The organism is Escherichia sp. MOD1-EC5189 (assembly GCF_002966045.1).
GTDB lineage: Bacteria > Pseudomonadota > Gammaproteobacteria > Enterobacterales > Enterobacteriaceae > Escherichia > Escherichia coli_F.
Window position 1 is genome coordinate 1 of sequence record NZ_PTRX01000039.1, and the last position, 23253, is coordinate 23253.

General features: G+C 43.9%; 23 protein-coding genes and 3 pseudogenes. 14 read left to right on the forward strand and 12 right to left on the reverse strand.

All coding sequences use genetic code 11. The features are described 5' to 3' along the window. Both ATB02_RS22810 and ATB02_RS26270 read right to left on the reverse strand, forming a co-directional pair. Positions 1 to 2843: AIDA repeat-containing protein (locus tag ATB02_RS22810; RefSeq protein WP_198600593.1), on the reverse strand; the 2843-nt coding region annotated here is incomplete at its 3' end. Positions 2844 to 2910: 67 nt separating this feature from the next. Beyond that, positions 2911 to 3027: pseudogene (locus tag ATB02_RS26270) on the reverse strand (ATPase); the annotation flags it as partial. Positions 3028 to 3292: 265 nt separating this feature from the next. On the opposite strand from ATB02_RS26270, the gene ATB02_RS22820 reads away from it, so the two are divergent. The 3 genes from ATB02_RS22820 to ATB02_RS22830 are packed head-to-tail and all read left to right on the forward strand — an operon-like array spanning position 3293 to position 4130. Then, positions 3293 to 3445 carry a hypothetical protein gene (locus ATB02_RS22820; protein ID WP_032183962.1) on the forward strand — a complete coding sequence of 51 codons (153 nt, stop codon included), beginning with the start codon at positions 3293 to 3295 and terminating at the stop codon, positions 3443 to 3445. A gap of 1 nt (position 3446) precedes the next feature. Then, complete coding sequence (locus ATB02_RS22825; protein ID WP_000726978.1) at positions 3447 to 3791, forward strand: YMGG-like glycine zipper-containing protein; 345 nt, start codon at positions 3447 to 3449, stop codon at positions 3789 to 3791. A 3-nt stretch (positions 3792 to 3794) separates the two neighbouring features. Beyond that, complete coding sequence (locus ATB02_RS22830; RefSeq protein WP_000979977.1) at positions 3795 to 4130, forward strand: YmgD family protein; 336 nt, start codon at positions 3795 to 3797, stop codon at positions 4128 to 4130. A gap of 175 nt (positions 4131 to 4305) precedes the next feature. Here ATB02_RS22830 and ymgF read toward each other — a convergent pair whose 3' ends face one another. The 6 genes from ymgF to ycgZ form a co-directional block, all read right to left on the reverse strand. Next, the gene (gene ymgF / locus ATB02_RS22835; protein ID WP_105272292.1) at positions 4306 to 4524 is read right to left on the reverse strand and encodes a cell division-associated protein YmgF; all 219 of its coding nucleotides are present in this window, start codon (positions 4522 to 4524) and stop codon (positions 4306 to 4308) included. 131 nt (positions 4525 to 4655) lie between these two features. Further along, positions 4656 to 6179 (reverse strand): EAL domain-containing protein, encoded by a 1524-nt coding sequence (locus ATB02_RS22840; protein ID WP_105272293.1) that lies wholly within the window; start codon positions 6177 to 6179, stop codon positions 4656 to 4658. A 332-nt stretch (positions 6180 to 6511) separates the two neighbouring features. Continuing rightward, a complete protein-coding gene (ymgC, locus tag ATB02_RS22845; protein WP_105272294.1) occupies positions 6512 to 6760 on the reverse strand; it encodes a protein YmgC in 249 nt (82 codons plus the stop codon). 112 nt (positions 6761 to 6872) lie between these two features. Further along, complete coding sequence (ariR, locus tag ATB02_RS22850; protein WP_000888778.1) at positions 6873 to 7139, reverse strand: biofilm/acid-resistance regulator AriR; 267 nt, start codon at positions 7137 to 7139, stop codon at positions 6873 to 6875. A 28-nt stretch (positions 7140 to 7167) separates the two neighbouring features. Next, positions 7168 to 7440, reverse strand: a complete 273-nt coding sequence (locus ATB02_RS22855) for a hypothetical protein (protein ID WP_032302888.1) — start codon at positions 7438 to 7440, stop codon at positions 7168 to 7170. Positions 7441 to 7482: 42 nt separating this feature from the next. Beyond that, a complete protein-coding gene (gene ycgZ, locus ATB02_RS22860; protein WP_001186982.1) occupies positions 7483 to 7719 on the reverse strand; it encodes a regulatory protein YcgZ in 237 nt (78 codons plus the stop codon). Positions 7720 to 8032: 313 nt separating this feature from the next. Here ycgZ and bluF point away from each other — a divergent pair. The 5 genes and pseudogenes from bluF to iraM all read left to right on the forward strand — a co-directional run bounded on the left by bluF (position 8033) and on the right by iraM (position 12466). Continuing rightward, a pseudogene (bluF, locus tag ATB02_RS22865) lies at positions 8033 to 9244 on the forward strand (blue light-responsive regulator BluF). A gap of 204 nt (positions 9245 to 9448) precedes the next feature. Continuing rightward, a complete protein-coding gene (bluR, locus tag ATB02_RS22870; RefSeq protein ID WP_000332295.1) occupies positions 9449 to 10180 on the forward strand; it encodes a DNA-binding transcriptional repressor BluR in 732 nt (243 codons plus the stop codon). A gap of 220 nt (positions 10181 to 10400) precedes the next feature. Then, complete coding sequence (locus ATB02_RS22875; protein ID WP_000373092.1) at positions 10401 to 10805, forward strand: DUF1398 domain-containing protein; 405 nt, start codon at positions 10401 to 10403, stop codon at positions 10803 to 10805. Between the two features lie 862 nt (positions 10806 to 11667). Then, positions 11668 to 11895 (forward strand): biofilm development regulator YmgB/AriR family protein, encoded by a 228-nt coding sequence (locus ATB02_RS22880; RefSeq protein ID WP_001055340.1) that lies wholly within the window; start codon positions 11668 to 11670, stop codon positions 11893 to 11895. 247 nt (positions 11896 to 12142) lie between these two features. Beyond that, positions 12143 to 12466, forward strand: coding sequence for an anti-adapter protein IraM (gene iraM, locus ATB02_RS22885; RefSeq protein ID WP_039021972.1), 324 nt, complete (start codon positions 12143 to 12145; stop codon positions 12464 to 12466). 733 nt (positions 12467 to 13199) lie between these two features. Here the strand turns inward: iraM and trkG are convergent. The 4 genes and pseudogenes from trkG to icd form a co-directional block, all read right to left on the reverse strand. Beyond that, the gene (trkG, locus tag ATB02_RS22890; protein WP_001360580.1) at positions 13200 to 14657 is read right to left on the reverse strand and encodes a Trk system potassium transporter TrkG; all 1458 of its coding nucleotides are present in this window, start codon (positions 14655 to 14657) and stop codon (positions 13200 to 13202) included. A 250-nt stretch (positions 14658 to 14907) separates the two neighbouring features. After that, positions 14908 to 15297 (reverse strand): annotated as a pseudogene (locus tag ATB02_RS26810) (IS5/IS1182 family transposase); the annotation flags it as partial. A gap of 312 nt (positions 15298 to 15609) precedes the next feature. Then, positions 15610 to 16977, reverse strand: a complete 1368-nt coding sequence (locus ATB02_RS22900) for a hypothetical protein (protein ID WP_105272295.1) — start codon at positions 16975 to 16977, stop codon at positions 15610 to 15612. A 385-nt stretch (positions 16978 to 17362) separates the two neighbouring features. Further along, on the reverse strand, positions 17363 to 18613 hold the full coding sequence (icd, locus tag ATB02_RS22905; protein ID WP_000444487.1) for an NADP-dependent isocitrate dehydrogenase: 1251 nt from the start codon (positions 18611 to 18613) through the stop codon (positions 17363 to 17365). Positions 18614 to 19187: 574 nt separating this feature from the next. Here icd and ATB02_RS22910 point away from each other — a divergent pair. The 6 genes from ATB02_RS22910 (at position 19188) to hflD (ending at position 23251) form a co-directional block, all read left to right on the forward strand. After that, positions 19188 to 19637 (forward strand): STM2901 family protein, encoded by a 450-nt coding sequence (locus ATB02_RS22910; RefSeq protein ID WP_000381622.1) that lies wholly within the window; start codon positions 19188 to 19190, stop codon positions 19635 to 19637. Further along, positions 19637 to 19972: a DUF1493 family protein gene (locus ATB02_RS22915; protein WP_032302882.1), complete on the forward strand. Its 336-nt coding sequence runs from the start codon at positions 19637 to 19639 to the stop codon at positions 19970 to 19972. Before ATB02_RS22910 ends, ATB02_RS22915 begins: the two co-directional genes overlap by 1 nt. 332 nt (positions 19973 to 20304) lie before the next feature. Further along, positions 20305 to 20943: a 23S rRNA pseudouridine(2457) synthase RluE gene (gene rluE / locus ATB02_RS22920; RefSeq protein WP_105272296.1), complete on the forward strand. Its 639-nt coding sequence runs from the start codon at positions 20305 to 20307 to the stop codon at positions 20941 to 20943. Between the two features lie 9 nt (positions 20944 to 20952). After that, positions 20953 to 21414, forward strand: coding sequence for a phosphatase NudJ (gene nudJ, locus ATB02_RS22925; RefSeq protein WP_000476093.1), 462 nt, complete (start codon positions 20953 to 20955; stop codon positions 21412 to 21414). Positions 21415 to 21467: 53 nt separating this feature from the next. Next, a complete protein-coding gene (gene mnmA, locus ATB02_RS22930) occupies positions 21468 to 22574 on the forward strand; it encodes a tRNA 2-thiouridine(34) synthase MnmA (protein ID WP_001353282.1) in 1107 nt (368 codons plus the stop codon). A gap of 35 nt (positions 22575 to 22609) precedes the next feature. Continuing rightward, complete coding sequence (gene hflD / locus ATB02_RS22935; protein WP_001297479.1) at positions 22610 to 23251, forward strand: high frequency lysogenization protein HflD; 642 nt, start codon at positions 22610 to 22612, stop codon at positions 23249 to 23251. Positions 23252 to 23253: the final 2 nt, after the last annotated feature.

The following is a 23253-nucleotide window of genomic DNA, read 5'->3' on the forward strand; positions in this document are numbered from 1 at the left end:
ACCAATAAATTACCGCCATTTTCCAGCAGCACATTGGTCGCTAAATTTCCGGCAATGGAAAAGGTGCCGTACTGGTGAGTACCGCTGATTTCAATACCGTTAGCCGTGCTCGTCTGGAGAGCGGCACCGCTGTTCTGGATGATATCTGTCGCTTTGCCATTATCGTTGACTGTCAGCGTACCGCCTTCATTAATCGTTGTTTTTACTGCCTCACCGTTAGCCGAAACTGTTTGTATTCCGCCGTCGTTAATCGTTGTCTCAGTCGCCACACCCTCGACGATTTGTTCACCGCCGGTAAGCATCGTGCCAGTCGCAGTGGCTTTTGTTTTGACGATCTCCCGTCCGCCCGCATTGACCTGTGTTTTGGCGGAAGTGGTGTCTGACTCCACGGTTAACACGCCGCCATTTGCCAGCAGGATATTGTTCGCCGCATCCTGCTCGATGCTGAACGCGACGCCATCAGCGCGTGTCCCTGTGACCCGCGTCGCCCTGGTGGTTGCCACCAGCGCGCCCTGGCTACTCTGCTGTATCCCCGTAGCGCTGCCTTTCTCCCGCACATCGAGTGTGCCGCCGTCATTAAGTACCGAGTTTTCAGCCAGACCGCCCTCATTAACTACCTGTGAACCGCCATTAATAATGGAACCTTCCGCTGTCCCGTTTGCCATAATTTGTTGTAGGCCAGAGACGATATCGGTATTGATCGCCTTACCATAATTCTGAACGGTTTGCGTGCCGCCTTTGATGTGCGTTTTATCTGTTGACCCACCATCAACAATTTGTTCACCACTTTCGATATTTGCCTCAGTGGCTAAACCATATACCGTTTGCTTGCCACCTTTGATATTTGCTTTATCAGAAGTGGCACTGGCATATATTGTTTGGGTGCCCGCACTATTGAGTACAGTGCCAACATCTTTTCCATAAACATCCATTTTGCCGTTGGCATTAATAATCGTATCAACTGCCCGGGAACCAGTAACGACTGTTAATGAGCCAGCGTTTTCCAGCACTACATTTTTAGCTTCTGAATTCCTGATGTAGAAAGCATCACCAAAACTGTTGGTTCCTTCGATAAGTGTTCCGGAAGTCGTGGAAGCAATTAATGCGCCGCCGGATTGTTGCTCAACATGCTTAGCCTCACCACCGTCCTGAACCTCCAGAACGCCACCATTATTAAGTCTGGTGGTATCTGTTTTAGCCTCCTTCTGGACAATCAGCTTACCGCCAGCATCAACGGTAGTATTTTTCGCCGTGGTTTTAGCCACTACCGTCAGTTCGCCGGTATTTTCCAGCACAACATAATTAGCCTCCCCTCCGGTAATAGTGAAGTGAGAGAGCTTGTTGTATCCTTCAATATCAGTCCCTGCGCCCGTGTTGGCAACTAAAGCACTGCCCGTCTCCTGGTTAACCCCATGTGCGATACCACCGGTATAGACAATCAGCGAGCCTCCGGCGCTAATATTGCTGCCAGTTGCCGTACCATCTTTCTCAACAACCTGCCGGCTCCCGGAGGAGATATTTGTCGTGTCAGCTTTCCCGCCGCTCTTGATATTTTGTGTTCCGCTGTTGATATTGGTTCCCGTGGCAATACCATGATTATTTATATTCTGTGTGCCACCATTAATTATGGTATTTGTCGCGTTTCCGGCAACATCCATAACGCCGCCATTATCTATTCGGGTCGCATCAGCTTTAGCATTCGTTAAAACTGACATTGTTCCTTTATCTTTAATAATCGTCTTATTTGCCGAACCATATACGTCTAAATGACCACCGTTTTCCAGCAACACATTGTCTGCCACGTTATTGTGAATAGAGAATGCCCCTTCACTATTCGTACCGCTCACCGTCGACCTGTCAGTCATTGCTTTTAAAGCCGCGCCATCGTGCTGGGTAACATTCGTTGCCGTGCCCTCTCTAACATCAAGCACGCCACCGGAATATATTTCAATAACATTCGAGGTGCTCCTGCTATCAACAATTTGCGTCCCACCAGAATAGATCGTGGTAGTGTGCGCCGTTGACGTGTTTTGCAGCGTCTGCATTCCTCCATTTTTAATGGTGGTTATTTGTGCAGTGCTTGAATCAACATCCTGTCGACCACCATCTATTGTGGTGTCCAGCGCATGGCTCTTAATTGTTCTTTGGTCACCTCCATTTTTAATGATAGTGTTTTCTACAATACTCGAATCTACATACTGTCGGCCCCCATCTATTGTTGTGTTCGTTGCCAGACTTCCTTGTGTGATGTTCTGAGAACCAGATGTATTTATCGTCGTACCGTCAACATGCCCCTGAGCTGTTACTGTTTGTTTACCACCATCAATGACAGTCCCGTTTGCTCTCCCTCCTTCGACGTATGAATTACCATTCTTAATTATCGTGCCATTGCTGGTACCATCCTTATAAATGTACTGATTGCCACCCTCGATTAACGTGCCATTGCTGGTACCACCGTTATAAACTTGCTGATTGCCACTCGCGATTATCGTACCGCTAGAATTCCCACCATTATAAATTACCTGTGTACCCCCATGAAGGATTGTATTATTAGCTTGCCCCTGATAATTGTTATGGTTTGCTACATCTTGTTGTCCACCCATTTCAATAATACTTCCATTAGACACCCCACCAAATACAGTCTGGTGGCCGTGATTAATGATATGAGTATCATTAGTTGTCCCCCGTTCATCTACTATTTGCTCGCCATCCACAGTTTCACCATTTACGATACCAGTAACGATTGATGTGAAAGCAGCCTCTCCAGGCTGGGCATATATCAAGGCAGATATCAATAAGGAAAGTACTGAACGGCGAAAATAATAGCGACTGGTCCTGTTCATAAATTTCATCCTCTGAAAAGTGAATACTGAGTAGCGGGTAAGCGACCTTAGCTCTGCTGCAACATCGGCCCACAGGCACCAGACCAGGGGATTCATCCTTAAGAGACAGCGCAAGTGTATTGTGTTCACCGCTCATCAAAGACATCATGATGAAATGATGATATTCCGCATAAGAAAGAGGCATTTTTAGACGCATCGCGCTGAAGTGTGGTTGAATAAAAATCAATCTTTTCAGATAAGACTGTCGTACGCTTATTCTGCGAAAATAAGGCCGTCGGCAAAGTAAAATGACTCACATAATTGTTTCTGATGAATATCTTCTACTCACATGAATATTACACAATAATATTGATGCATCAGATTATCTTACCTTTACAACATCACGTTAACAGCCAATGACACTTCTTGAATAAAAATATTATCAATCAAAGAGTTATTTTTTATTTAAGATTATTCTCATTCAAGTAAAAGACATAATTCCTATCATCACAGCCACGCTCATTTTGAATTATCTGAATAATAGCGAGCGTTCTTTAGTTAAGCAGGTCTTAATTGAAGACGAAATTATTGTGTGTGCAACTTACTTAATACCGGACATCTAAGTTGAAGAAAAAAATACTCGCCTTCGGGCTTATCTCAGCATTGCTCTGCTCCGCGCCAGCGATGGCGGATATGAATCGCACCACAAAAGGTGCACTACTTGGTGCAGGCGTTGGTTTACTTACTGGCAATGGCGTTAATGGTGTACTGAAAGGTGCAGCTGTTGGCGCTGGCGTTGGTGCAGTAACAGAAAAAGGCCGCGACGGCAAAAATGCGCGCAAAGGTGCAAAAGTTGGTGCCGCCGTTGGTGCTGTCACTGGCGTTCTGACCGGCAATGGCCTTGAAGGGGCGATTAAAGGTGCCGTAATTGGCGGTACGGGTGGTGCAATTCTGGGTAAAATGAAATAAGGAATGATGATGAAAAAATTTGCTTTACTGGCGGGTCTGTTTGTTTTCGCACCAATGACCTGGGCGCAGGACTACAATATTAAGAACGGTTTGCCGTCAGAAACCTATATTACTTGCGCAGAAGCCAACGAAATGGCAAAAACTGACAGCGCACAGGTTGCAGAAATTGTTGCGGTAATGGGTAATGCCAGCGTTGCCAGCCGTGATTTAAAAATTGAGCAATCTCCGGAACTGAGCGCCAAAGTGGTAGAAAAACTGAACCAGGTTTGCGCTAAAGACCCGCAAATGCTGTTGATCACGGCAATTGATGACACCATGCGTGCTATCGGCAAAAAATAATATTTCGTCTGTTACCGCGTCGATTGATTCGACGCGGTGGTTGTATATAGTTCTACAATGAAACATCACACCCGCCAATACGCCCTCACAACAACAAGCAAAGCAATTTAATCGGCATTAAACCACAAATACAACAATACTTATTACTATATAGCGGCTATAGCATAAAGAAAGATTAGTGCTGATCCCTGTGGCTAACGAGTTTTTCCCTTACTCGATTAACCAGATTGATCGCCAGCCAAACAAGGGCATTCAGCAAATTTATCGTCACAAGCACTTCTCCAAGCCCAGTACTGGGTTTTGCGATAAGGATGACCAGCCAGGTGATCAGCATAAATGCAATGGAAAAGATGATATAGAGAGTGAAATAATCCAGATTATTACTATTGTTCATGCTACTAATGGCGATCCTGTCAAAACTTTCAAACAATTATAGCAAACAAAATAATGAACAATAGTAACAAGACGCAACGAGCTAATTAGCTGTCTATAATTACACCGCACCATGGTCTTAATGATCAATTTTTACTCAATCATAACCTTCACCTTCGGTTTAGAAAGGATAATTTTAACCAGGTCGATGTAGGTTACCGGTTTATAGAAATAATAACCCTGCTGAAATGTGATGTTGTTTTGATTCAGATAATCAAGCTGTTCTTTTGTTTCGACACCTTCAGCGACGATACTGATCGAAAGTTTACGCGCCAGATCCAGTACACAATCCAGAATCCTGGTTGATTCTGGGTCTGCATTGACACGACCAACAAAACTGTGATCAATTTTAATATAATCAATATGCAGATCATGCAGATAAGAAAGCCCTGAATAGCCAGTACCAAAATCATCCAGTGCGATGACAAAACCATTTTCATGCAGATTGTTCAACCGCTGAACCAGACTTTCATCAACATCTAATGATTCACGCTCGGTCACTTCCAGAACGAGGTTTAAATCGCGGCGGGTAAAACTGTCACGGAAAATTAAGCACTCGTCGACAAACGTCGGCGAAATAATATGCGAGGCACTAAAATTAATTCCGATATGAAAACCTTCCGGCAATTTACTCGCGATAGCGTTCATCTGTGTGACAACCTGATTCATCAGACTTTGTGTAAGCGGAACAATTAATCCAGATTTTTCAGCAAGTGGAATAAATGCCGCGGGTGAGATATATTTGCCGTGAGGTTGTTTCCAGCGGGCTAATACCTCAACTCCCCGCAATGTCCCTTCCCGACCATTTACCACAGGTTGGTAAAAAGGGACAATCTCACCATTACTTATTGCCCGTCGCAGGACCTCTTCAGGCGTTGCGCTTTTATTAAAATACTTATCAAGCAGGTAGGCTGCGGCGCAGGCAATTAACAGAATGAATATCAAAACCCCTACGCCATTATCGATAAGTCTGTAGAAGCTAAAGAATGGTGGTGGGTTAAAGATAATAGTGAAATGATATCTTGTGGAGTGAACCTTCTCAGTATAAGGATAGTGTCCATTAAGCGTCATCACGTCACCGGTAGGTCCAATAATGTCATCCGCTACGCGTAATGCATACCTTACTCCTTTCAAGGGCACATTAAGCGCTCCACGAATATGCTGATCACTTATCGTGACCAAAATACGCGTGTCTGCAAATTGGCTCTGATAGAGCAGGATAGGCAATCTATTGACGGTGTCGATTGCCGGAGCCAACAGTAAATTACTGTCAGGGAAAGCAGGAATACGAGACAGCAGGACTCGATTCCCCGGCAAGGATGTACACCAGACCATTCCGCGTTTGAGAATGATGATTGTGCGCAAGTGAGGTTTCAGAGCTGCTTCAGTGCCAAGCTGATATTGCTCCTCGAGGTCGCATTCCTTCCCGGCAATGTTAACCGCCGCTTGAGTCGCCTGTGACGCTTCTTCAAGTATGTGATTGATATTGTTGACAGCATATCTCGCTCCCGCCATATATGCTGCTTTTGCGGAATACCAGAGCTGGATATTCAAAATAGCGACACCGGTTATAAACAAGCATATCGCAACGAGGATGGGTATGAGTGTATTGCGCATTCGCTTGTCCCGGACTAAGGATTTTAATACATGAAAATGACGTTCATTCGCTCGTGCTGGCGTCTAAAGAGAGCATGGTAGAGAGCATAAGAAATATCCACGCCGAAGATAAAATTTTCTCCATCGTCATCTAACCTATTAATTATTGTGCTTAATGTGGGTAAAATTAAGCAAATCTGGCAGGATGTCAGACGCAAGAATGGAGAACAATAGTTCTCCATTCTTGTTTAAACCCTGATATTCCGGATATATTAAGAAACATAACGACTTAAATTATTACTTTGCACCAGCATATGATACAGCTGATGGTAATTTTAAAACCTTACTCAGTTCTAAGAGAGCACGGATTCCCTGTCATTAATAATGACATCCGTTAGTGTTGTCTTATGCAATTCAATGTACTGCAAAATTTGCAGGTAGAGATCAGAAAGAATCACACTCGTTTCATCTTTTAAACGCAAGCGTAAAGCCTGATCAATAATATGACTATCAACATATCCATGCGTCATGAACACCTCCCTCTCGAGATTTTTAAACAAAGCACATTGAAAAATAAATCTCTCTGGGATTGAATTATTCATGTCAGCCTCGTAGGAATAGTGACCCAATAAAATTATGCTGTGTATAGTCTAAAGCGACAGACAAAAATAAGATGACTGAGTTTTCTATAAACTTATACTTAATAATTGAAAGTTACATATCATCAGCTGTGTATCGCAACACGATTTCCAGTGTTTTTCTAATCACATCAGCTTTGAGAATATCACTTGTTGTTTCCAGAGAGTGTATCAGACTTAAGATAATATTTTTATTATTAACATTATCGCCTGAAAGCATTAAATTGGTCACAGCCTGCCCTAACACAGCTGACTCTTCTTCTAACAAATTACCCGAACTGCGAAAGTAGCTTGATAACGCTTTATCAGTTATTGCATTATGAATTGTAGTATCTTCAAGCATGGTAACCTCTCATCTTACTTATGAAATTTTAATGTATTCTGTTTATTTTCTTACCATTGAACATACTTTTATTGTCAGCTATCGCTGTTCTTCTGTTTGGCCCTCCTGTATCACTGTTGCTAAAATCACGAATTATGCTGTCAATTAAATCTCGTCGGAAAGCATTTTCCTCAGCCGATTTCATTACGAGTAATTGCTTAATAAGAGTCTGCAACGAAAAATTTATCTTCATGCGTAATATCTGGAGCACCGCCTGGCCAGTAATTTCATGTTTTATACTTTCATTATCAGATGTCTTCATAACGACTTCATAGTTAATCTGTCAAATAATCAGGCTGTCACATTATTCAAAAAGCAACCCAATTAGTGAATTGTAGTGTTTCTGTTCCTCTTCCCCTGTCGCTTGCTCCAGTCGACAAAGAAGTTTGGTACAAAGCGACTTTCGACTCAGATTACGTCCATCTTTCAAAATTTCAGTCACAATTTCCCCGAGGGTTTCCTGCTGAGTAGGCAAGTTAGCTTTTGCAAAGTAACGAGTAATTGCCCCCGCAGAATCTGAAATCACTGAATTTTGCTGCATGCTACGCCTCTATTAAAAATGTTAAACGTTGTTAAGTGCAGTAACAATAGCAAACTTGTACGAAATATGTGTACAGAATGATAAATTATTTTTTTGCAATTAGTGCTAACACCTATAAAACAATGAGATACGTAAAAATTATTTGCATCATTTGACTGACAACCTATACAAGATTCCAAACGAACTCATCTTCAACTTTTTCCACTTTTTATAAATGTAAAGAAACAGTTATGTTTTGGTATTAAAAGAAAGACACAAGCAGATATGTCTGTTACCGTCTTACTCTCGCCTCGCCCATTACCCTGGATTGTTAATGCTTACCACCCTTATTTATCGTAGCCATATACGTGACGACGAACCTGTCAAAAAAATCGAAGAAATGGTTTCGATAGCAAATCGCAGGAACATGCAGTCTGACGTAACAGGGATCTTACTGTTTAATGGTTCTCATTTTTTCCAGCTTCTGGAAGGTCCGGAAGAACAGGTTCAACTGATATATCGGGCCATATGCCAGGATCCACGGCATTATAATATTGTTGAACTGTTGTGCGATTACGCGCCTGCTCGCCGTTTTGGCAAAGCAGGAATGGAATTATTTGATTTACGCCTGCACGAGCGAGATGACGTTTTACAGGCCGTATTCGACAAGGGTACATCAAAATTTCAGCTAACTTATGATGACAGAGCGCTACAATTTTTTCGTACTTTTGTCCTTGCAACCGAACAAGCAACCTATTTCGAGATCCCTGCCGAAGACTCCTAGCTTTTTATCGCTGACGGTTCTGATAAAGAACTTGATTCCTGTACCCTTTCACCAACTATAAACGACCACTTTGCCTTTCATCCTATTGTCGATCCCTTATCGCGGCGAATAATCGCTTTTGAAGCCATTGTGCAAAAAAATGAAGATAGCCCATCAGCTATAGCGGTTGGGCAGCGTAAAGACGGGGAAATCTACAAAGCGGATCTCAAAAGTAAGGCACTTGCATTCGCGATGGCACACGCACTTGAGCTCGGTGATAAAATGATTTCAATCAATCTATTACCTATGACCCTGGTTAACGAACCTGACGCAGTCTCTTTTTTACTTGATGAAATAAAGGCCAATGGTCTGGTGCCGGAGCAAATCATCGTTGAATTTACTGAAAGTGAAGTCATATCTCGGTTTGATGAGTTTGCCGAAGCGGTTAAATCACTTAAGGCTACCGGTATGAGTGTAGCAATTGACCATTTTGGCACAGGTTTTGCCGGTTTGTTACTCCTGTCACGCTTCCAGCCTGACAGAATTAAAATCAGTCAGGAATTGATTACCAATGTTCATAAAAGCGGGCCTCGGCAGGCAATTATTCAGGCGATCATAAAATGCTGTACATCACTTGAAATTCAAGTCTCTGCTATGGGTGTGGCAACACCAGAAGAGTGGATGTGGCTTGAATCTGCAGGAATTGAGATGTTTCAGGGAGATCTGTTTGCCAAAGCTAAATTGAATGGTATCCCTTCAGTTGCGTGGCCGGAGAAAAAATAATTTTCAGCACATTATTTCACATGATTTCTGGAAATCATCGTGAAAATGAATACGTTATGTTTTAATTTAATCCACATTAAAAATAATGTTTTATCCAATTTAGCTGAAATCTAATTTATACTTTGTACAATTTTAGCGTATATTGTACAAAGTATTATTGGGTCGTGTACAGGCGACGGAGATTTATGACCGCAAGGAGGAATTGTGGCTTATTACAGCATTGGTGATGTTGCTGAACGTTGCGGGATTAATCCTGTCACTCTCCGGGCCTGGCAACGCCGCTACGGTTTGTTAAAACCACAGCGCAGTGAAGGCGGACACCGACTCTTTGATGAAGAAGACATACAACGCATCGAAGAGATCAAGCGTTGGATAAGTAATGGCGTCCCTGTAGGCAAAGTTAAAGCATTACTGGAAACCACCAGCCAGGATACGGAAGATGACTGGAGCCGCCTGCAAGAAGAGATGATGTCAATTCTTCGTATGGCTAATCCTGCCAAACTACGCGCGAGAATTATTTCACTGGGTCGAGAGTACCCGGTAGATCAATTGATTAATCATGTTTACCTTCCTGTTCGTCAGCGTCTCGTGCTTGATCACAACACCTCCCGCATTATGAGCAGTATATTTGACGGCGCATTAATTGAATACGCAGCAGCCTCACTTTTCGAAATGCGCCGTAAGCCCGGTAAAGAAGCCATTCTAATGGCGTGGAATGTTGAAGAGAGAGCACGATTGTGGCTGGAAGCATGGCGTTTATCATTGTCAGGATGGCATATTTCTGTCCTTGCTGATCCCATTGAATCGCCGCGCCCGGAACTGTTCCCGACGCAAACATTGATTGTCTGGACAGGCATGGCACCAACGAGAAGGCAAAACGAACTTTTACAACACTGGGGTGAGCAAGGTTATAACGTCATCTTTCATGCCCCCTAATTTCACCTTTATCCCGCCCCTTAGACAGAATCTTATAATCTGAACCCACAACAGCGTTTGTACCGGAGCTGATCCGTTGCAAAATGCTCACCGGGAGAATTCAGGTAACCCCCCTTTCACACTTTGTACATATCACAGCCAAAGGACAGACCAGCTTGAAGTGAGAAAACCGATCGTGCACACTACGCACTCTCACAACTAACAAAAGGTTATTATCCTGATGGATCAGGTCGTTGTTTTTCAAAAGATGTTTGAAAAAGTGAGAAAAGAGCAAAACTTTTCCTGGTTTTATTCAGAGTTAAAACATCACCGTATTGTGCATTACATTTATTATCTGGCTACGGATAACATCAGAATTATTACTCACGATGAAACAGTTTTGTTATTAAGAGGAAACCGTAGCCTGTTAAAAGTCAGTACAACCAAAAACCCAGAAAAAATTAAAGAGGCGGCATTGCTTCATATTTCTGGGAACTCTACATTTTGGGAGTATTGTACAACACTGGCAAGTGCTGGCGTTTTCCGCTGGGTAACCGATGTTAATAACAATAAACGCGGCTACTACGCTATTGATAATACGCTGTTGTATGTTGAAGATGTGGAAAATAACAAGCCATTAATCTAGCAAAATTTTAACACATAAGGGTTCTATCATAATTCAGTGAAATAACAAAAAAGAGGTCTTTCTATGACTTATCAGAACTCCCTTTTTATTGTTATCCATAATTGTTCAGCCGACCAATACTATAAATCTGACATTTGACATGCCCCCTTGCCGTTCTGATACGTTACTTTTTTTGCCGTTATCAAATCCACAAATACAACGGGCGTGTTATATGCCCGTTTAATACTTAATAGGTATAGCGTTAACATATTCTTGATAGCATGTACTGCATACCTCCTGCCTTAGAATTATCTCCGGCTAACTCCACCAAACATGGCTGAACACAGCCAGATAAGAACGCTTGCGCGCATCTGGATATCATACCGCTGCTGGAACTGTTTCTTAATCATCCTACCTTATTCGACCTATTCGATACTGGCCATTATGAAGGACGCAAAGTAAGCGCTTTTTATGCGTTTTGGCTTAGTTATTATCACGTTACCTTAATATTATCAGGAACGAGTTAACGCTGCTCATAACGGTCAAACCGATACTATAAAGCCCAATAATTGAAACCTTTTCATCATGTCAGGAAGATAGTCATCCTTATGATCTTTATATAAAAAAGCCAACCATGGGGTTGGCAAAGTGGCACAAACCAGCATAAAAGCTATGCTTTGTTTACAAATCTTCTTTGAATTAAATATATATCGTCCTGACTAAACAGAACTAAAACGGAATGAATTATTTAATCATATTACTAAATTTCATTTTGTTTAGCCTCTGTTGAGATCCCTTGTTTTAAATTTCATTTAGATAAAATTCTTAATTAAATCCTTGGGAGTCAATTATCTCTATGCAAAGTCAAGGAATGTACTTTGAAATGAACCTATACGCATATTTGAATAAATATGATAGTCGGCTTTCAGAAGAAAAACTTGCAATTGATAAGGCAGTTAGAGATTTATATCTTTGCAACGAACACGTGGATAACAAGAGCATTATACTGAAATTGCTCTCATTTTTATCATCTGCTGATGACATTGTTGAAAAAGATATTATCAGGAATGCTTTGGAAGTGGTGCTTCTTTTTACATTAGACGATATTTAAGTCATCTCAGGAGTTTTAATACACGAAGAGTGCCCAGATACTAGCGATTATATTCATATTTAATTATTAGTGCGGGGAAAGAGATTATGCATTGGCATATTTCTCTAACGTCCGTGATAGAAAAAAACTTTAAATATAAATAAAGAACAAACCACCTTTGCATTCAACCTCATCTGAGCTGACTATAGTACAAATTATATTGATATTCTTTATCAACATCATTGGAACAGAAGAATAAGGCGAAGAAATGAAGTGTATAGTAATTGATACTGTAATACAACCTTCGTGTGGTATATATTTTTCAGTCATATGGAGCGATATGAAAATGATTATTTGGTATCGTTCAAATATATTTCTCCCACCTGGCAGCATATTTACAGTTATTAAGTCAGGTATTATACTCGAGGATAAAGAATATCCGATCAGTATTTTTAACGTGGCGTTATTCAACAAAAATTTATGGAATTTAATCAAAAATAGTCAAGAGTGTCCTACAGAATCAAACAAAATTACGAATAAATGCCTGCATAAGCATTGCATTATGCAAATATGTCCACATGGTCTCAAGTAATGGGGGTTATTTAACCTTCCCTATATGCTATAGATAAATCTACCAAAAACTGCCCCTTCGTAGAGGGGCGCTATGATTTTGTTTTATTTGAAGGCATGGTGCTGAATGTATTCATTGAATCCAGATTCAACACCTGAAGCTGCACTTACCCCATAATACTTGTTTCTGGTTCCTCTACCGAGTGGTCAAACAATGATATGTATGTGACGTCAGAGTTTATTTTTTTAGTGTTTAATACTATTAATTTAACGTAGTTACCTATCTTTTTTCTAACTTCTGAACTAACCTTAGGTTTCAACGTATCCGGCAGGAGGGGCTATCCCCAATCTTAAATTTTGCTGCCCGACTTGCTCAAGCCAAAGTTTTAATTTTACAACCTATAAACCTGAGTTAAATCAACCTCATGGTGCTGTCTGTTCCCGCTGTGGAACAAGACTCACTGCAACATCTTGCATTCCTAAACTTCGCAGAAGGCGATGGGCAAAAACTGTACTGTAATGTTATTTCGATGTCTCTTATGGTAAATAGGAGGCATCGAGGCTAAGTGAGTAGCCTGCTTGCTTCTCAATCCTGGATACTATCAGCATTCACGCAGATGAAATGATGATATTTCGCGTAAGAAAGAGGCATTTTTTTATCAACTTCACATCGGAGATGGTAATAATCCTATGGGTCCAGTCCATATGAGGGGGGCAACATACTATAAAATTCACAATCATAAATTAACTATATATCAAGAACGCCAAAAAAATCCTGAAAATAGTATAATAACAGGGTAAATTTCAAGTCGACCAAGAATCATAGCAATACACATGAGATATTTTGCAATATCATTAAGAACACCGAATGAGGATGCGGTAGCCCCAAAACCCAGCCCCATATTATTAATGCATGCAGCGACTGTCGCAAATGATGTAAGGAAATCATATCCCATACCATTTAGCACCAGTATAAAAAACACTGTAAAGAAAGTATAAAGAAAAAAGAAACTCCATACAGACCTCATTACGCGGTCTGTAACAATCTTCCCTCCTACATTTACACTAAGCAATGCTCTGGGATGAGAAAGCTGATTTATTTCGTGTTTACTTTGTTTAAAAAGTATAAGAAATCTAAGTGATTTAATTCCGCCGCACGTTGAGCCTATACATCCTCCAAAAAAACTTGACAGCAGCAAAAAAACTATCGTATGTGTGGGCCAGTTTGAATAATCCTGCGTAGCTAAACCATTATCAGTGAGCATGGAGCTAGCAAGAAAAAACGAATGAACAACACTTCCAGTTAAGTCATACATACCTATATGCCAGACCTGGAAAGAGGTAACAATGATAACACCTGAAGCTATTAACAAAAAGAAACGAAGTTCAACATCTCTGAGTAAGGGTTTTATTGTTTTCCTGCTTATAACAACATACCAAAGAGTGAAGTTGAAAGCCGATAACAGAGAAAAAGAGCCCGCCACCAATTCAATCAAATAATTATTGAAATAGCCGATACTCTCACTATGAGTTGAAAAACCGCCAAGAGAAACTGTAGAAAGTCCATGACAAATAGCATCAAACAAAGGCATTCCTGCAAGTCGATAACAAACAATACAAGCAATGCCTAATAAAGAATATGTTATCCAAAGTGTCCGCGACGTATCAGCCAAGCGTGGAGTCAGTTTATCATCCTTAAATGGTCCTGGCATTTCTGACTGATAAAGTTTTGCACCACCAATACCCAATAATGGCAACACAGCAACTGCCAGAACAATAACCCCCAAACCGCCTATAAAATTTAATTGTGACCGGTAGAACAAATATGCCCGAGATAATGAACTGACATCATCAATTACTGTTGCTCCTGTTGTTGTTATTCCGGAAACCCCTTCAAACAGCGCGTCAGCAAACGTTAAATTAAGCTCTGAATCAATCCATAATGGAAATGCGCTAATAATAGAAAATAAAATCCAAAACATTACAATTATAATAAACCCATCACGGGTGCGTAATTGAATGCCAGATTTTTTAGTGGTATACCACGCTCCGCCACCAATACAAAAAAATATAACAAAAGTAATAAAAAAAACGAACAAGCTTTTTTCTTTATAAAACAATGCTACAACCATTGGTGGTAACATTGAAAGACTATAGAGCCAGACCAAGAACCCACACATATGAGTTACAACTCTTACATGAGATGTATTCATATCCAAATGTTCTTTCAATTATAACCACCTTACTGCAATGTCATGATTATACTGTATAAATTTTAACTCTTCTTAGATCTTACTTCACTGGTCCTTATGAAACAATCAGCAAAATGAATCTTATTATAACACTGTTCGGTTATGTATTGTTGAGCCTTCCCGCTGGGCCTGCATCATTACAAGTCGCTCCCTATGGGGCTTTGTCGAATAAATAATTTTTCGGTAAGTATCCCCTGAGCAGGTTGTATCTTCAGGCAGTATGAACACTTTCTGGCATACCTACCTTCGTCATTATGTTCAGCGTTTGCACCATGACCAAAGCCTCTGCAACCGGCCGATCATAATCTAGCAACATCAGAGAACCTCAGAATAACTGTTTTACCCTGTACATTGCCGTTTCCGCTATTGAGCAACGATTGTAATCTTTTGTCCATTTTCACCGGGAATTACCCTCGGTCAATCGCTGATACGCGACTGCACAGTTACGGTCGGCATACTCACCGGACCAGTAACCCGCTCCTTTTTGGGGTGGGATGAGCGCGCTGATTTTCACACGGCGCAGCTGCTCGTAACAGAGCCGAGAGGCGTAAACTCCGTCTGCTGCTGTCCTGATTTTTTGATGGGTTTGCCGGATTAATCCGGCTACACCTCTACATCCGTTACGCTGAATGCTGAGGTCGCCCTTGGGAAGAAGGCATTGCTGACTTATACCAATCCGAAATCACCTCCTCGTGCAACCAGACAGGGAGGGGCCTCGGTTGATAAGAGCTCTGTTATTGATGTGCCAGTTGGTGATTCTAACTTTTGCTTTGTAACGGGACGAGCCGTGTTGGCAGATGATGTGTGGTCTGATCCTTAAACTCAGTAAAAGTACGATTTATTCAAAAAAGCCCCTCCACTATGATTTCGATTTAAGGGGCTGATGATTATGTAACGCGAATTTACCGGATCCTTACGAACCTTTCTTTATCCTGCTCTTGCCCCTTTCGGTAAGCCCATTCTCTGTCATGTATTTTCTGGCAGTGAATATATTAATGCTGTGGTCAGTACAAAACCCCTTAACACCCTTGATCTTTTCCCGCTGAGCCTGGGGCATCTTCGACCATTCCCGGACGAGATTTTTGGTAACTCTGTTCCATTTCTCTGGTTTGTTCAGCTTCGCTCGGCCCACCCAGGTTAATCCGTCCTTGCTCAAATTCAGGTAATGATGTGCTGTGCACGGCCGGATGTTGTGGCTCTCACACCACTTATTGAAATCGACGTTGCGCCGCTCATCCGAGGTCATCATCGACCATTTCCGGATAACCTCGTAGGGAATGGGGAGCTTTATGGCAACTTTCGACCTTACCCTGACGCGACGTTGCGGGACTGTCTCATGTTTCGCACTCAGGTTTTCTTCCGACAGTGCGGAGAGGGAGGACCTGAAATCAAGTGATTCTGGCTGGTTATGTGACAACAGTGTCGCGGCAATGGCGTGAAATCGGGCACTATCCACACTTCCACAGACCTTCACACTGCCATCACTGACATCAATATTCACTAATTTGCTATTACTAATAGTTTTCGTGAAGGTGATGGTGTGGCCGGAAAAACAGAAACTAAACTTGAACGGCTCAGTGAAAAGCTTAGTGAGTTGCGGGTCAGCCCCCACCTCCGCCCGGTACGTAAACAGTGCATTCGTCATGGCAACTACCAGTTCGTTAGCCTCGTCCGTATTCTCGATGATTAAATTTTTCATCTGATTCAGAATTTTCTCGCTGCTCTGGAGCAGCAGCGGGGGCCGGGGCAATGTCGCGCCCATGGCGAGGTTGGAGTAGCATGGCGTTAGCATGTAATTCACTCCTTCCCGTTGTTTTTCTTCTGTGATAGAAGGGCTGAAATCATCTATTCCGGGCTGGCGACTGCGTGAGACCAGTGTTGTGACAAAGGCGTTAAACAGATAACAATCAGCATAGTCACAGGCACTCCACCCATCCTTGCTGACCATAATATTCACGCAATTGTCCCCATTAAAATCCATATGCGTGTTGGTGAAGGTAATGGTGTGGTCGGAAAAACTAAAACTGAACGACTCAGGAATTTGCAGACCACGCGCCCTAGGCATGTCTGGATTATCCGGCAGTTTAGCCATCTGATTTGGCTGCAGTGCGGTCGCCATGACAGCCGCCAGTTCGTTAATCTGGTCAGAACTCATCGTGCTACAGTCCGTATTTCTGTGAATTAAATTTATCATCTCCCGCAGATGAGTCCTGCAACTTTCCTGGCTCTGCAGGAGCTGGGACAGTGTCACAGCCGCGTTAATGCGGCATGGTGTTACCATATAATACAATCCTTTTTCTCAGGGGGGTTGATATTCCGGATCATGCCGTGTTTGCCCACGGCTCCCCCTGGAGAGCTGCAGACCTGTTTATTTAACTCGCACAGCGCCGGGGCCTGTCAGCAAACAGGGAGCATAACCGTCGTGCCATTAAACGCCAGACGGGAGATCATTATTATTTTATTAATACAGATCCGTTGCATTCCGGTCTTTACCGCAGTTTAAAAGAAAAGAGAATAGGGACTTAGGCAGTAGAGCAGTCATTGGACAGACCACACTACCCCAAACTAGCAGGGGAGTTTTGATAAAATTTTGATAACCGTTAGCATGCTAACAAAAAACAACGGGCGTGTTATACGCCCGTTTCAATATTTAACACATGTAGTGATTACATATTCTTGATGATCGCGTCACCAAACTCTGAACATTTCAGCAGTTTAGCGCCTTCCATCAGACGTTCGAAGTCATAGGTTACGGTCTTCGCATTGATTGCGCCTTCCATACCTTTAACAATCAGGTCTGCGGCTTCAGTCCAGCCCATGTGGCGCAGCATCATCTCAGCGGAGAGGATGATAGAGCCTGGGTTAACTTTGTCCTGACCAGCATACTTCGGCGCAGTACCGTGGGTGGCTTCAAACAGCGCGCATTCGTCACCGATGTTTGCGCCTGGGGCGATACCGATACCGCCAACCTGCGCTGCCAGAGCATCAGAAATGTAGTCACCGTTGAGGTTCATACAGGCGATAACGTCGTATTCAGCCGGACGCAGCAGGATCTGTTGCAGGAATGCGTCAGCAATCACGTCTTTAATAACGATCTCTTTGCCGGTGTTCGGGTTTTTGACTTTCAGCCACGGGCCGCCGTCGATCAGTTCACCGCCAAACTCTTCACGCGCCAGCTGGTAACCCCAGTCTTTAAACGCGCCTTCGGTGAACTTCATGATGTTACCTTTGTGCACCAAGGTCACAGAGTCACGGTCGTTAGCAATTGCGTATTCGATCGCGGCACGAACCAGACGTTTGGTGCCCTCTTCAGAACACGGCTTAATACCGATACCGCAATGTTCCGGGAAGCGAATTTTCTTCACACCCATCTCTTCACGCAGGAATTTAATCACTTTCTCAGCGTCGGCAGAATCAGCTTTCCATTCGATACCCGCATAAATGTCTTCCGAGTTTTCACGGAAGATAACCATATCGGTCAGTTCAGGATGTTTAACCGGGCTTGGGGTGCCCTGATAGTAACGTACCGGACGCAGGCAGATGTAGAGATCCAGTTCCTGGCGCAGAGCTACGTTGAGAGAACGAATACCGCCGCCAACCGGAGTGGTCAGAGGGCCTTTAATGGCAACGCGATATTCACGAATCAGATCAAGGGTTTCAGCAGGCAGCCAGACGTCCTGACCATAAACCTGTGTGGATTTTTCACCGGTGTAAATTTCCATCCAGGAGATTTTACGCTCGCCTTTATAGGCTTTCTCGACTGCAGCGTCGACCACTTTCAGCATGGCTGGGGTTACATCTACACCGATTCCATCACCTTCAATGTAAGGGATAATCGGATTTTCAGGAACGTTGAGTTTGCCGTTTTGCAGGGTGATCTTCTTGCCTTGTGCCGGAACAACTACTTTACTTTCCATTCACCTCTCCTTCGAGCGCTACTGGTTTGCTCGTCTGCCACCACGTTGCATATGCGTTTGCGTCCTGCGATACGGATGCGTTAGAGCAATTTTTTGTTAATGATTTGTAATTGGCTTGTCAATACTACCCTATTGTTTGCCGTCATGAAAGATGCGCGTTATTAGGCTATAATGCGGCAATTCATAATCTCTGAAAATACCATGCAAAAAACTTCTTTTAGACCAAAGACAGTATTTTACCGGCCTTCAAATAAAATATTAAATATCAATTATTTACACCAGATTTTAAGCAATAACAAAACCACCAGAGATAACTAACAGGGTGCTATTTGGTCAAAATTTGACATTACTCGATTCAGCGACTAACTCACTTTGAGCACTATTGGGAAAATTATCAAAAGTCATGGTTGAAGCGACAAGCAACGAGTAAATTATGGCATCCACCCTTTTTGAGGTTCACATGAAACGCTTTGCACTGATAGCTGTGACACTCGTTGCCTTTACTGGTTCTGCTGCAACCGAAGAAATCAACTTCAAGTAACAGAAACACCATATAACAATGGAGTGTTGAAAAATGGATACTACCGAAGAACGCAATGGAACATATTTCTACAGAGGACACCCGAACCTGTCCAAAATAGAACTACTCAACGTCATATTCCTTGAAGAATTCTGTAAGGAATTGGGGATTGATTCGGTATCAGGTGCAGCAATCTTATCTGGTCAACCGTGGCTGGGTACAAGAGCGAAGCCGCAAGGGGCAACCCTGGGAACAAGTGTTGTCTCAAAGTATGCGCGTATACTGATGAGAGATGCACGCATGCCTTTTGGTATTTCTGTTCATACACCAGTGGGTGTAAGGATGCAGAAATCTAATAAGCTTGCTGCAATTATCGCTCGTTGGGTCCCGTGGATTGGTTGGGCTTCACTGTCGATGAGTCTTTACAGGGTTTCGACTCGTACCCAGGAAAAATACAATCTGATTGCCAAACCTCAAGACCGTATTAAGTGGACTTCCTTCTAATGGCGACAACAATCACAGACGAAGTTTTAGCACTGTTCCGTGATGAGATTCCAGGTTATCAGGATGACCACGGGAAGGAAATTCCGTTAGAACTGGACTCTGATTTGTTCGACTATCCACGAGATGATTTAGAGGACGCTATACGGAAATACAAAGAGAGGTTTGGGATTAACCTGGATAATCTGGACTGGTCTTTTTACCTTCCGTGGGAGTCTGCACCATTGCTTCAACGATGGTTCAAACTCAAGCGGGAAGAGGTAGAAACAACACGTTTACCGTTAACTGTACGGATGTTTGCAGAATCAGCAGAAGCGGGAAAATGGCTGTATCAGTAGAATAAAAAAGAAGGCTGCGATGCCCCTCTTATTACTGCTGATGATGGTAGTGGTAAAGCATCATCCTGAACTTGAACAGTGAAGTGCTGTCACCCATCAGTAATACAGAAACACTATTTTTCATACCAGTATTTATTCAATTCATCAATGTAAAATGTGTTCATTGGGCCATATTTATCACCATGCGGCCACACAACCGCTGCTCACTAACCCAGGTATTGATGAAACCGCGCTGAAGAGCCTGAACCCTGAACCTCTAACGAGTACCTTAAAAGTCCAATGCAATCCGACACTGTGCTACCCTCTGCGTATAGCTCTATTTGGAATTTACCATGAAATACTTTAGCGATTCTAAATCTTCTTTTAGAAAAAAACAGGTTAGTCGACTAAACTCGCAACACTCCACTAAGCGTAAACCCGAAAACCAGCCCACGCGAGTGATCCTGTTCAATAAACCCTACGATGTTCTTCCGCAGTTCACCGATGAAGCCGGGCGCAAAACATTAAAAGAATTCATCCCGGTTCAGGGCGTTTATGCAGCAGGTCGTCTTGACCGCGATAGCGAAGGGTTACTGGTGCTGACCAATAACGGCGCATTGCAGGCGCGTTTAACCCAGCCGGGCAAACGCACCGGAAAAATCTATTATGTGCAGGTGGAAGGTATTCCCACACAAGACGCACTTGAAGCCTTGCGCAATGGCGTAACCTTAAATGATGGCCCTACCCTGCCCGCAGGTGCGGAGATGGTTGAGGAGCCGGAATGGTTATGGCCCCGTAATCCGCCAATTCGTGAACGAAAAAGTATTCCCACCAGCTGGCTTAAGATCACCTTATATGAAGGACGTAATCGCCAGGTGCGCCGCATGACCGCCCATGTTGGTTTTCCCACGCTGCGACTGATTCGCTATGCGATGGGTGATTACTCTTTGGATAATCTTGCCAATGGCGAATGGCGAGAAGAGACAGATTAAGGACGCAAAATGTTTAAACCGCACGTTACCGTTGCCTGCGTGGTGCACGCAGAAGGCAAATTTTTAGTCGTTGAAGAGACGATTAATGGTAAAGCGTTATGGAACCAGCCCGCCGGGCATCTGGAAGCAGATGAAACCTTAGTGGAAGCCGCCGCCCGTGAGCTGTGGGAAGAAACTGGCATTAGCGCGCAGCCGCAACACTTTATTCGTATGCATCAGTGGATTGCGCCTGATAAAACGCCGTTTTTGCGTTTCCTCTTTGCCATTGAGCTTGAGCAAATATGCCCGACGCAGCCTCATGACAGCGATATCGACTGCTGCCGTTGGGTCAGCGCCGAAGAAATTTTACAGGCGTCAAATCTTCGTTCGCCGCTGGTGGCGGAAAGTATTCGTTGTTATCAAAGCGGGCAACGCTATCCGCTGGAGATGATTGGCGATTTTAACTGGCCTTTTACAAAGGGTGTCATCTAAAAGGCTGCGTGATAGAATACGCCGCCTTGAAGTTCAATGTCGTGAGTGATCCAATGTCTGAAACCGCAAAAAAAGTAATCGTCGGCATGTCCGGCGGTGTCGATTCCTCCGTTTCTGCCTGGCTGTTGCAACAACAGGGATATCAGGTCGAAGGCCTGTTTATGAAGAACTGGGAAGAAGACGACGGTGAGGAATATTGCACGGCGGCAGCGGATCTGGCTGATGCCCAGGCTGTCTGCGATAAGCTCGGCATTGAACTGCACACCGTTAACTTTGCTGCCGAGTACTGGGACAACGTCTTCGAACTGTTCCTTGCCGAATATAAAGCCGGTCGCACGCCAAACCCGGATATTCTGTGCAACAAAGAGATCAAATTTAAAGCGTTCCTCGAATTTGCCGCGGAAGATTTAGGTGCCGATTATATCGCTACCGGTCATTACGTTCGTCGTGCCGATGTCGATGGTAAAAGCCGCCTGCTGCGTGGTCTGGATAGCAATAAAGACCAGAGCTACTTCCTTTATACGCTCAGCCATGAGCAGATTGCGCAAAGCCTGTTCCCGGTCGGCGAACTGGAAAAGCCGCAGGTGCGCAAGATTGCTGAAGATCTCGGTCTGGTTACCGCGAAGAAAAAAGACTCTACCGGGATCTGCTTTATTGGCGAGCGTAAATTCCGCGAGTTCCTGGGCCGTTATCTCCCGGCGCAACCGGGCAAAATCATTACCGTTGACGGCGATGAAATTGGCGAGCACCAGGGGCTGATGTATCACACCCTCGGTCAGCGTAAAGGTCTGGGTATCGGTGGCACCAAAGAAGGCACTGAAGAACCGTGGTATGTGGTCGATAAAGACGTCGAAAACAACATTCTGATTGTTGCGCAGGGCCATGAACACCCGCGTCTGATGTCTGTCGGTCTGATTGCCCAGCAGTTGCACTGGGTCGATCGCGAACCCTTCACCGGCACTATGCGTTGCACGGTAAAAACCCGCTATCGCCAGACCGACATCCCTTGCACCGTCAAGGCGCTGGACGACGATCGCATTGAAGTGATTTTTGATGAACCCGTTGCCGCCGTGACGCCGGGCCAGTCTGCCGTCTTCTATAACGGTGAAGTGTGCCTCGGTGGCGGTATTATTGAGCAGCGTCTGCCGCTGCCGGTCTGATTATTGTCTTTAATTACAACAAGGAAGCAGTGAACGTGGCAAAGAATTACTATGACATCACCCTCGCCCTGGCCGGAATTTGTCAGTCGGCACGCCTGGTGCAACAACTCGCTCACCAGGGGCATTGTGATGCCGATGCGCTACACGTCTCACTCAACAGTATTATCGATATGAACCCCAGCTCCACGCTGGCGGTTTTTGGTGGCAGCGAAGCTAACCTGCGCGTCGGGCTGGAAACATTGCTCGGCGTGCTCAACGCCAGCAGTCGCCAGGGCTTAAATGCTGAGTTAACCCGCTACACCCTTAGCCTGATGGTACTTGAGCGCAAACTTTCCTCAGCGAAAGGTGCGCTCGACACTCTGGGCAACCGCATCAACGGCCTGCAACGTCAGCTCGAACACTTCGATCTACAGTCCGAAACGCTGATGAGCGCGATGGCCGCTATTTATGTTGATGTTATCAGCCCGCTAGGCCCGCGCATTCAGGTCACCGGTTCCCCTGCTGTACTGCAAAGCCCACAGGTGCAGGCGAAAGTCCGCGCCACCCTGCTGGCAGGCATTCGCGCCGCCGTGCTCTGGCACCAGGTCGGCGGCGGACGTCTACAACTGATGTTTTCTCGTAATCGCCTGACCACTCAGGCAAAACAAATTCTTGCTCATTTAACCCCGGAGTTGTGATC

Coding starts and splice junctions, on each gene's coding strand:
- ATB02_RS22830 (WP_000979977.1), top strand. CDS start 3,795: ATGATGATGAAAAAATTTGCTTTACTGGCGGGTCTGTTTGTTTTCGCA.
- ymgF (WP_105272292.1), bottom strand. CDS start 4,524: ATGAACAATAGTAATAATCTGGATTATTTCACTCTCTATATCATCTTT.
- ATB02_RS22840 (WP_105272293.1), bottom strand. CDS start 6,179: ATGCGCAATACACTCATACCCATCCTCGTTGCGATATGCTTGTTTATA.
- ymgC (WP_105272294.1), bottom strand. CDS start 6,760: ATGAATAATTCAATCCCAGAGAGATTTATTTTTCAATGTGCTTTGTTT.
- ariR (WP_000888778.1), bottom strand. CDS start 7,139: ATGCTTGAAGATACTACAATTCATAATGCAATAACTGATAAAGCGTTA.
- ATB02_RS22855 (WP_032302888.1), bottom strand. CDS start 7,440: ATGAAGACATCTGATAATGAAAGTATAAAACATGAAATTACTGGCCAG.
- ycgZ (WP_001186982.1), bottom strand. CDS start 7,719: ATGCAGCAAAATTCAGTGATTTCAGATTCTGCGGGGGCAATTACTCGT.
- ATB02_RS22875 (WP_000373092.1), top strand. CDS start 10,401: ATGGATCAGGTCGTTGTTTTTCAAAAGATGTTTGAAAAAGTGAGAAAA.
- ATB02_RS22880 (WP_001055340.1), top strand. CDS start 11,668: ATGAACCTATACGCATATTTGAATAAATATGATAGTCGGCTTTCAGAA.
- iraM (WP_039021972.1), top strand. CDS start 12,143: ATGAAGTGTATAGTAATTGATACTGTAATACAACCTTCGTGTGGTATA.
- trkG (WP_001360580.1), bottom strand. CDS start 14,657: ATGAATACATCTCATGTAAGAGTTGTAACTCATATGTGTGGGTTCTTG.
- ATB02_RS22900 (WP_105272295.1), bottom strand. CDS start 16,977: ATGGTAACACCATGCCGCATTAACGCGGCTGTGACACTGTCCCAGCTC.
- icd (WP_000444487.1), bottom strand. CDS start 18,613: ATGGAAAGTAAAGTAGTTGTTCCGGCACAAGGCAAGAAGATCACCCTG.
- ATB02_RS22910 (WP_000381622.1), top strand. CDS start 19,188: ATGGATACTACCGAAGAACGCAATGGAACATATTTCTACAGAGGACAC.
- ATB02_RS22915 (WP_032302882.1), top strand. CDS start 19,637: ATGGCGACAACAATCACAGACGAAGTTTTAGCACTGTTCCGTGATGAG.
- rluE (WP_105272296.1), top strand. CDS start 20,305: ATGAAATACTTTAGCGATTCTAAATCTTCTTTTAGAAAAAAACAGGTT.
- nudJ (WP_000476093.1), top strand. CDS start 20,953: ATGTTTAAACCGCACGTTACCGTTGCCTGCGTGGTGCACGCAGAAGGC.
- mnmA (WP_001353282.1), top strand. CDS start 21,468: ATGTCTGAAACCGCAAAAAAAGTAATCGTCGGCATGTCCGGCGGTGTC.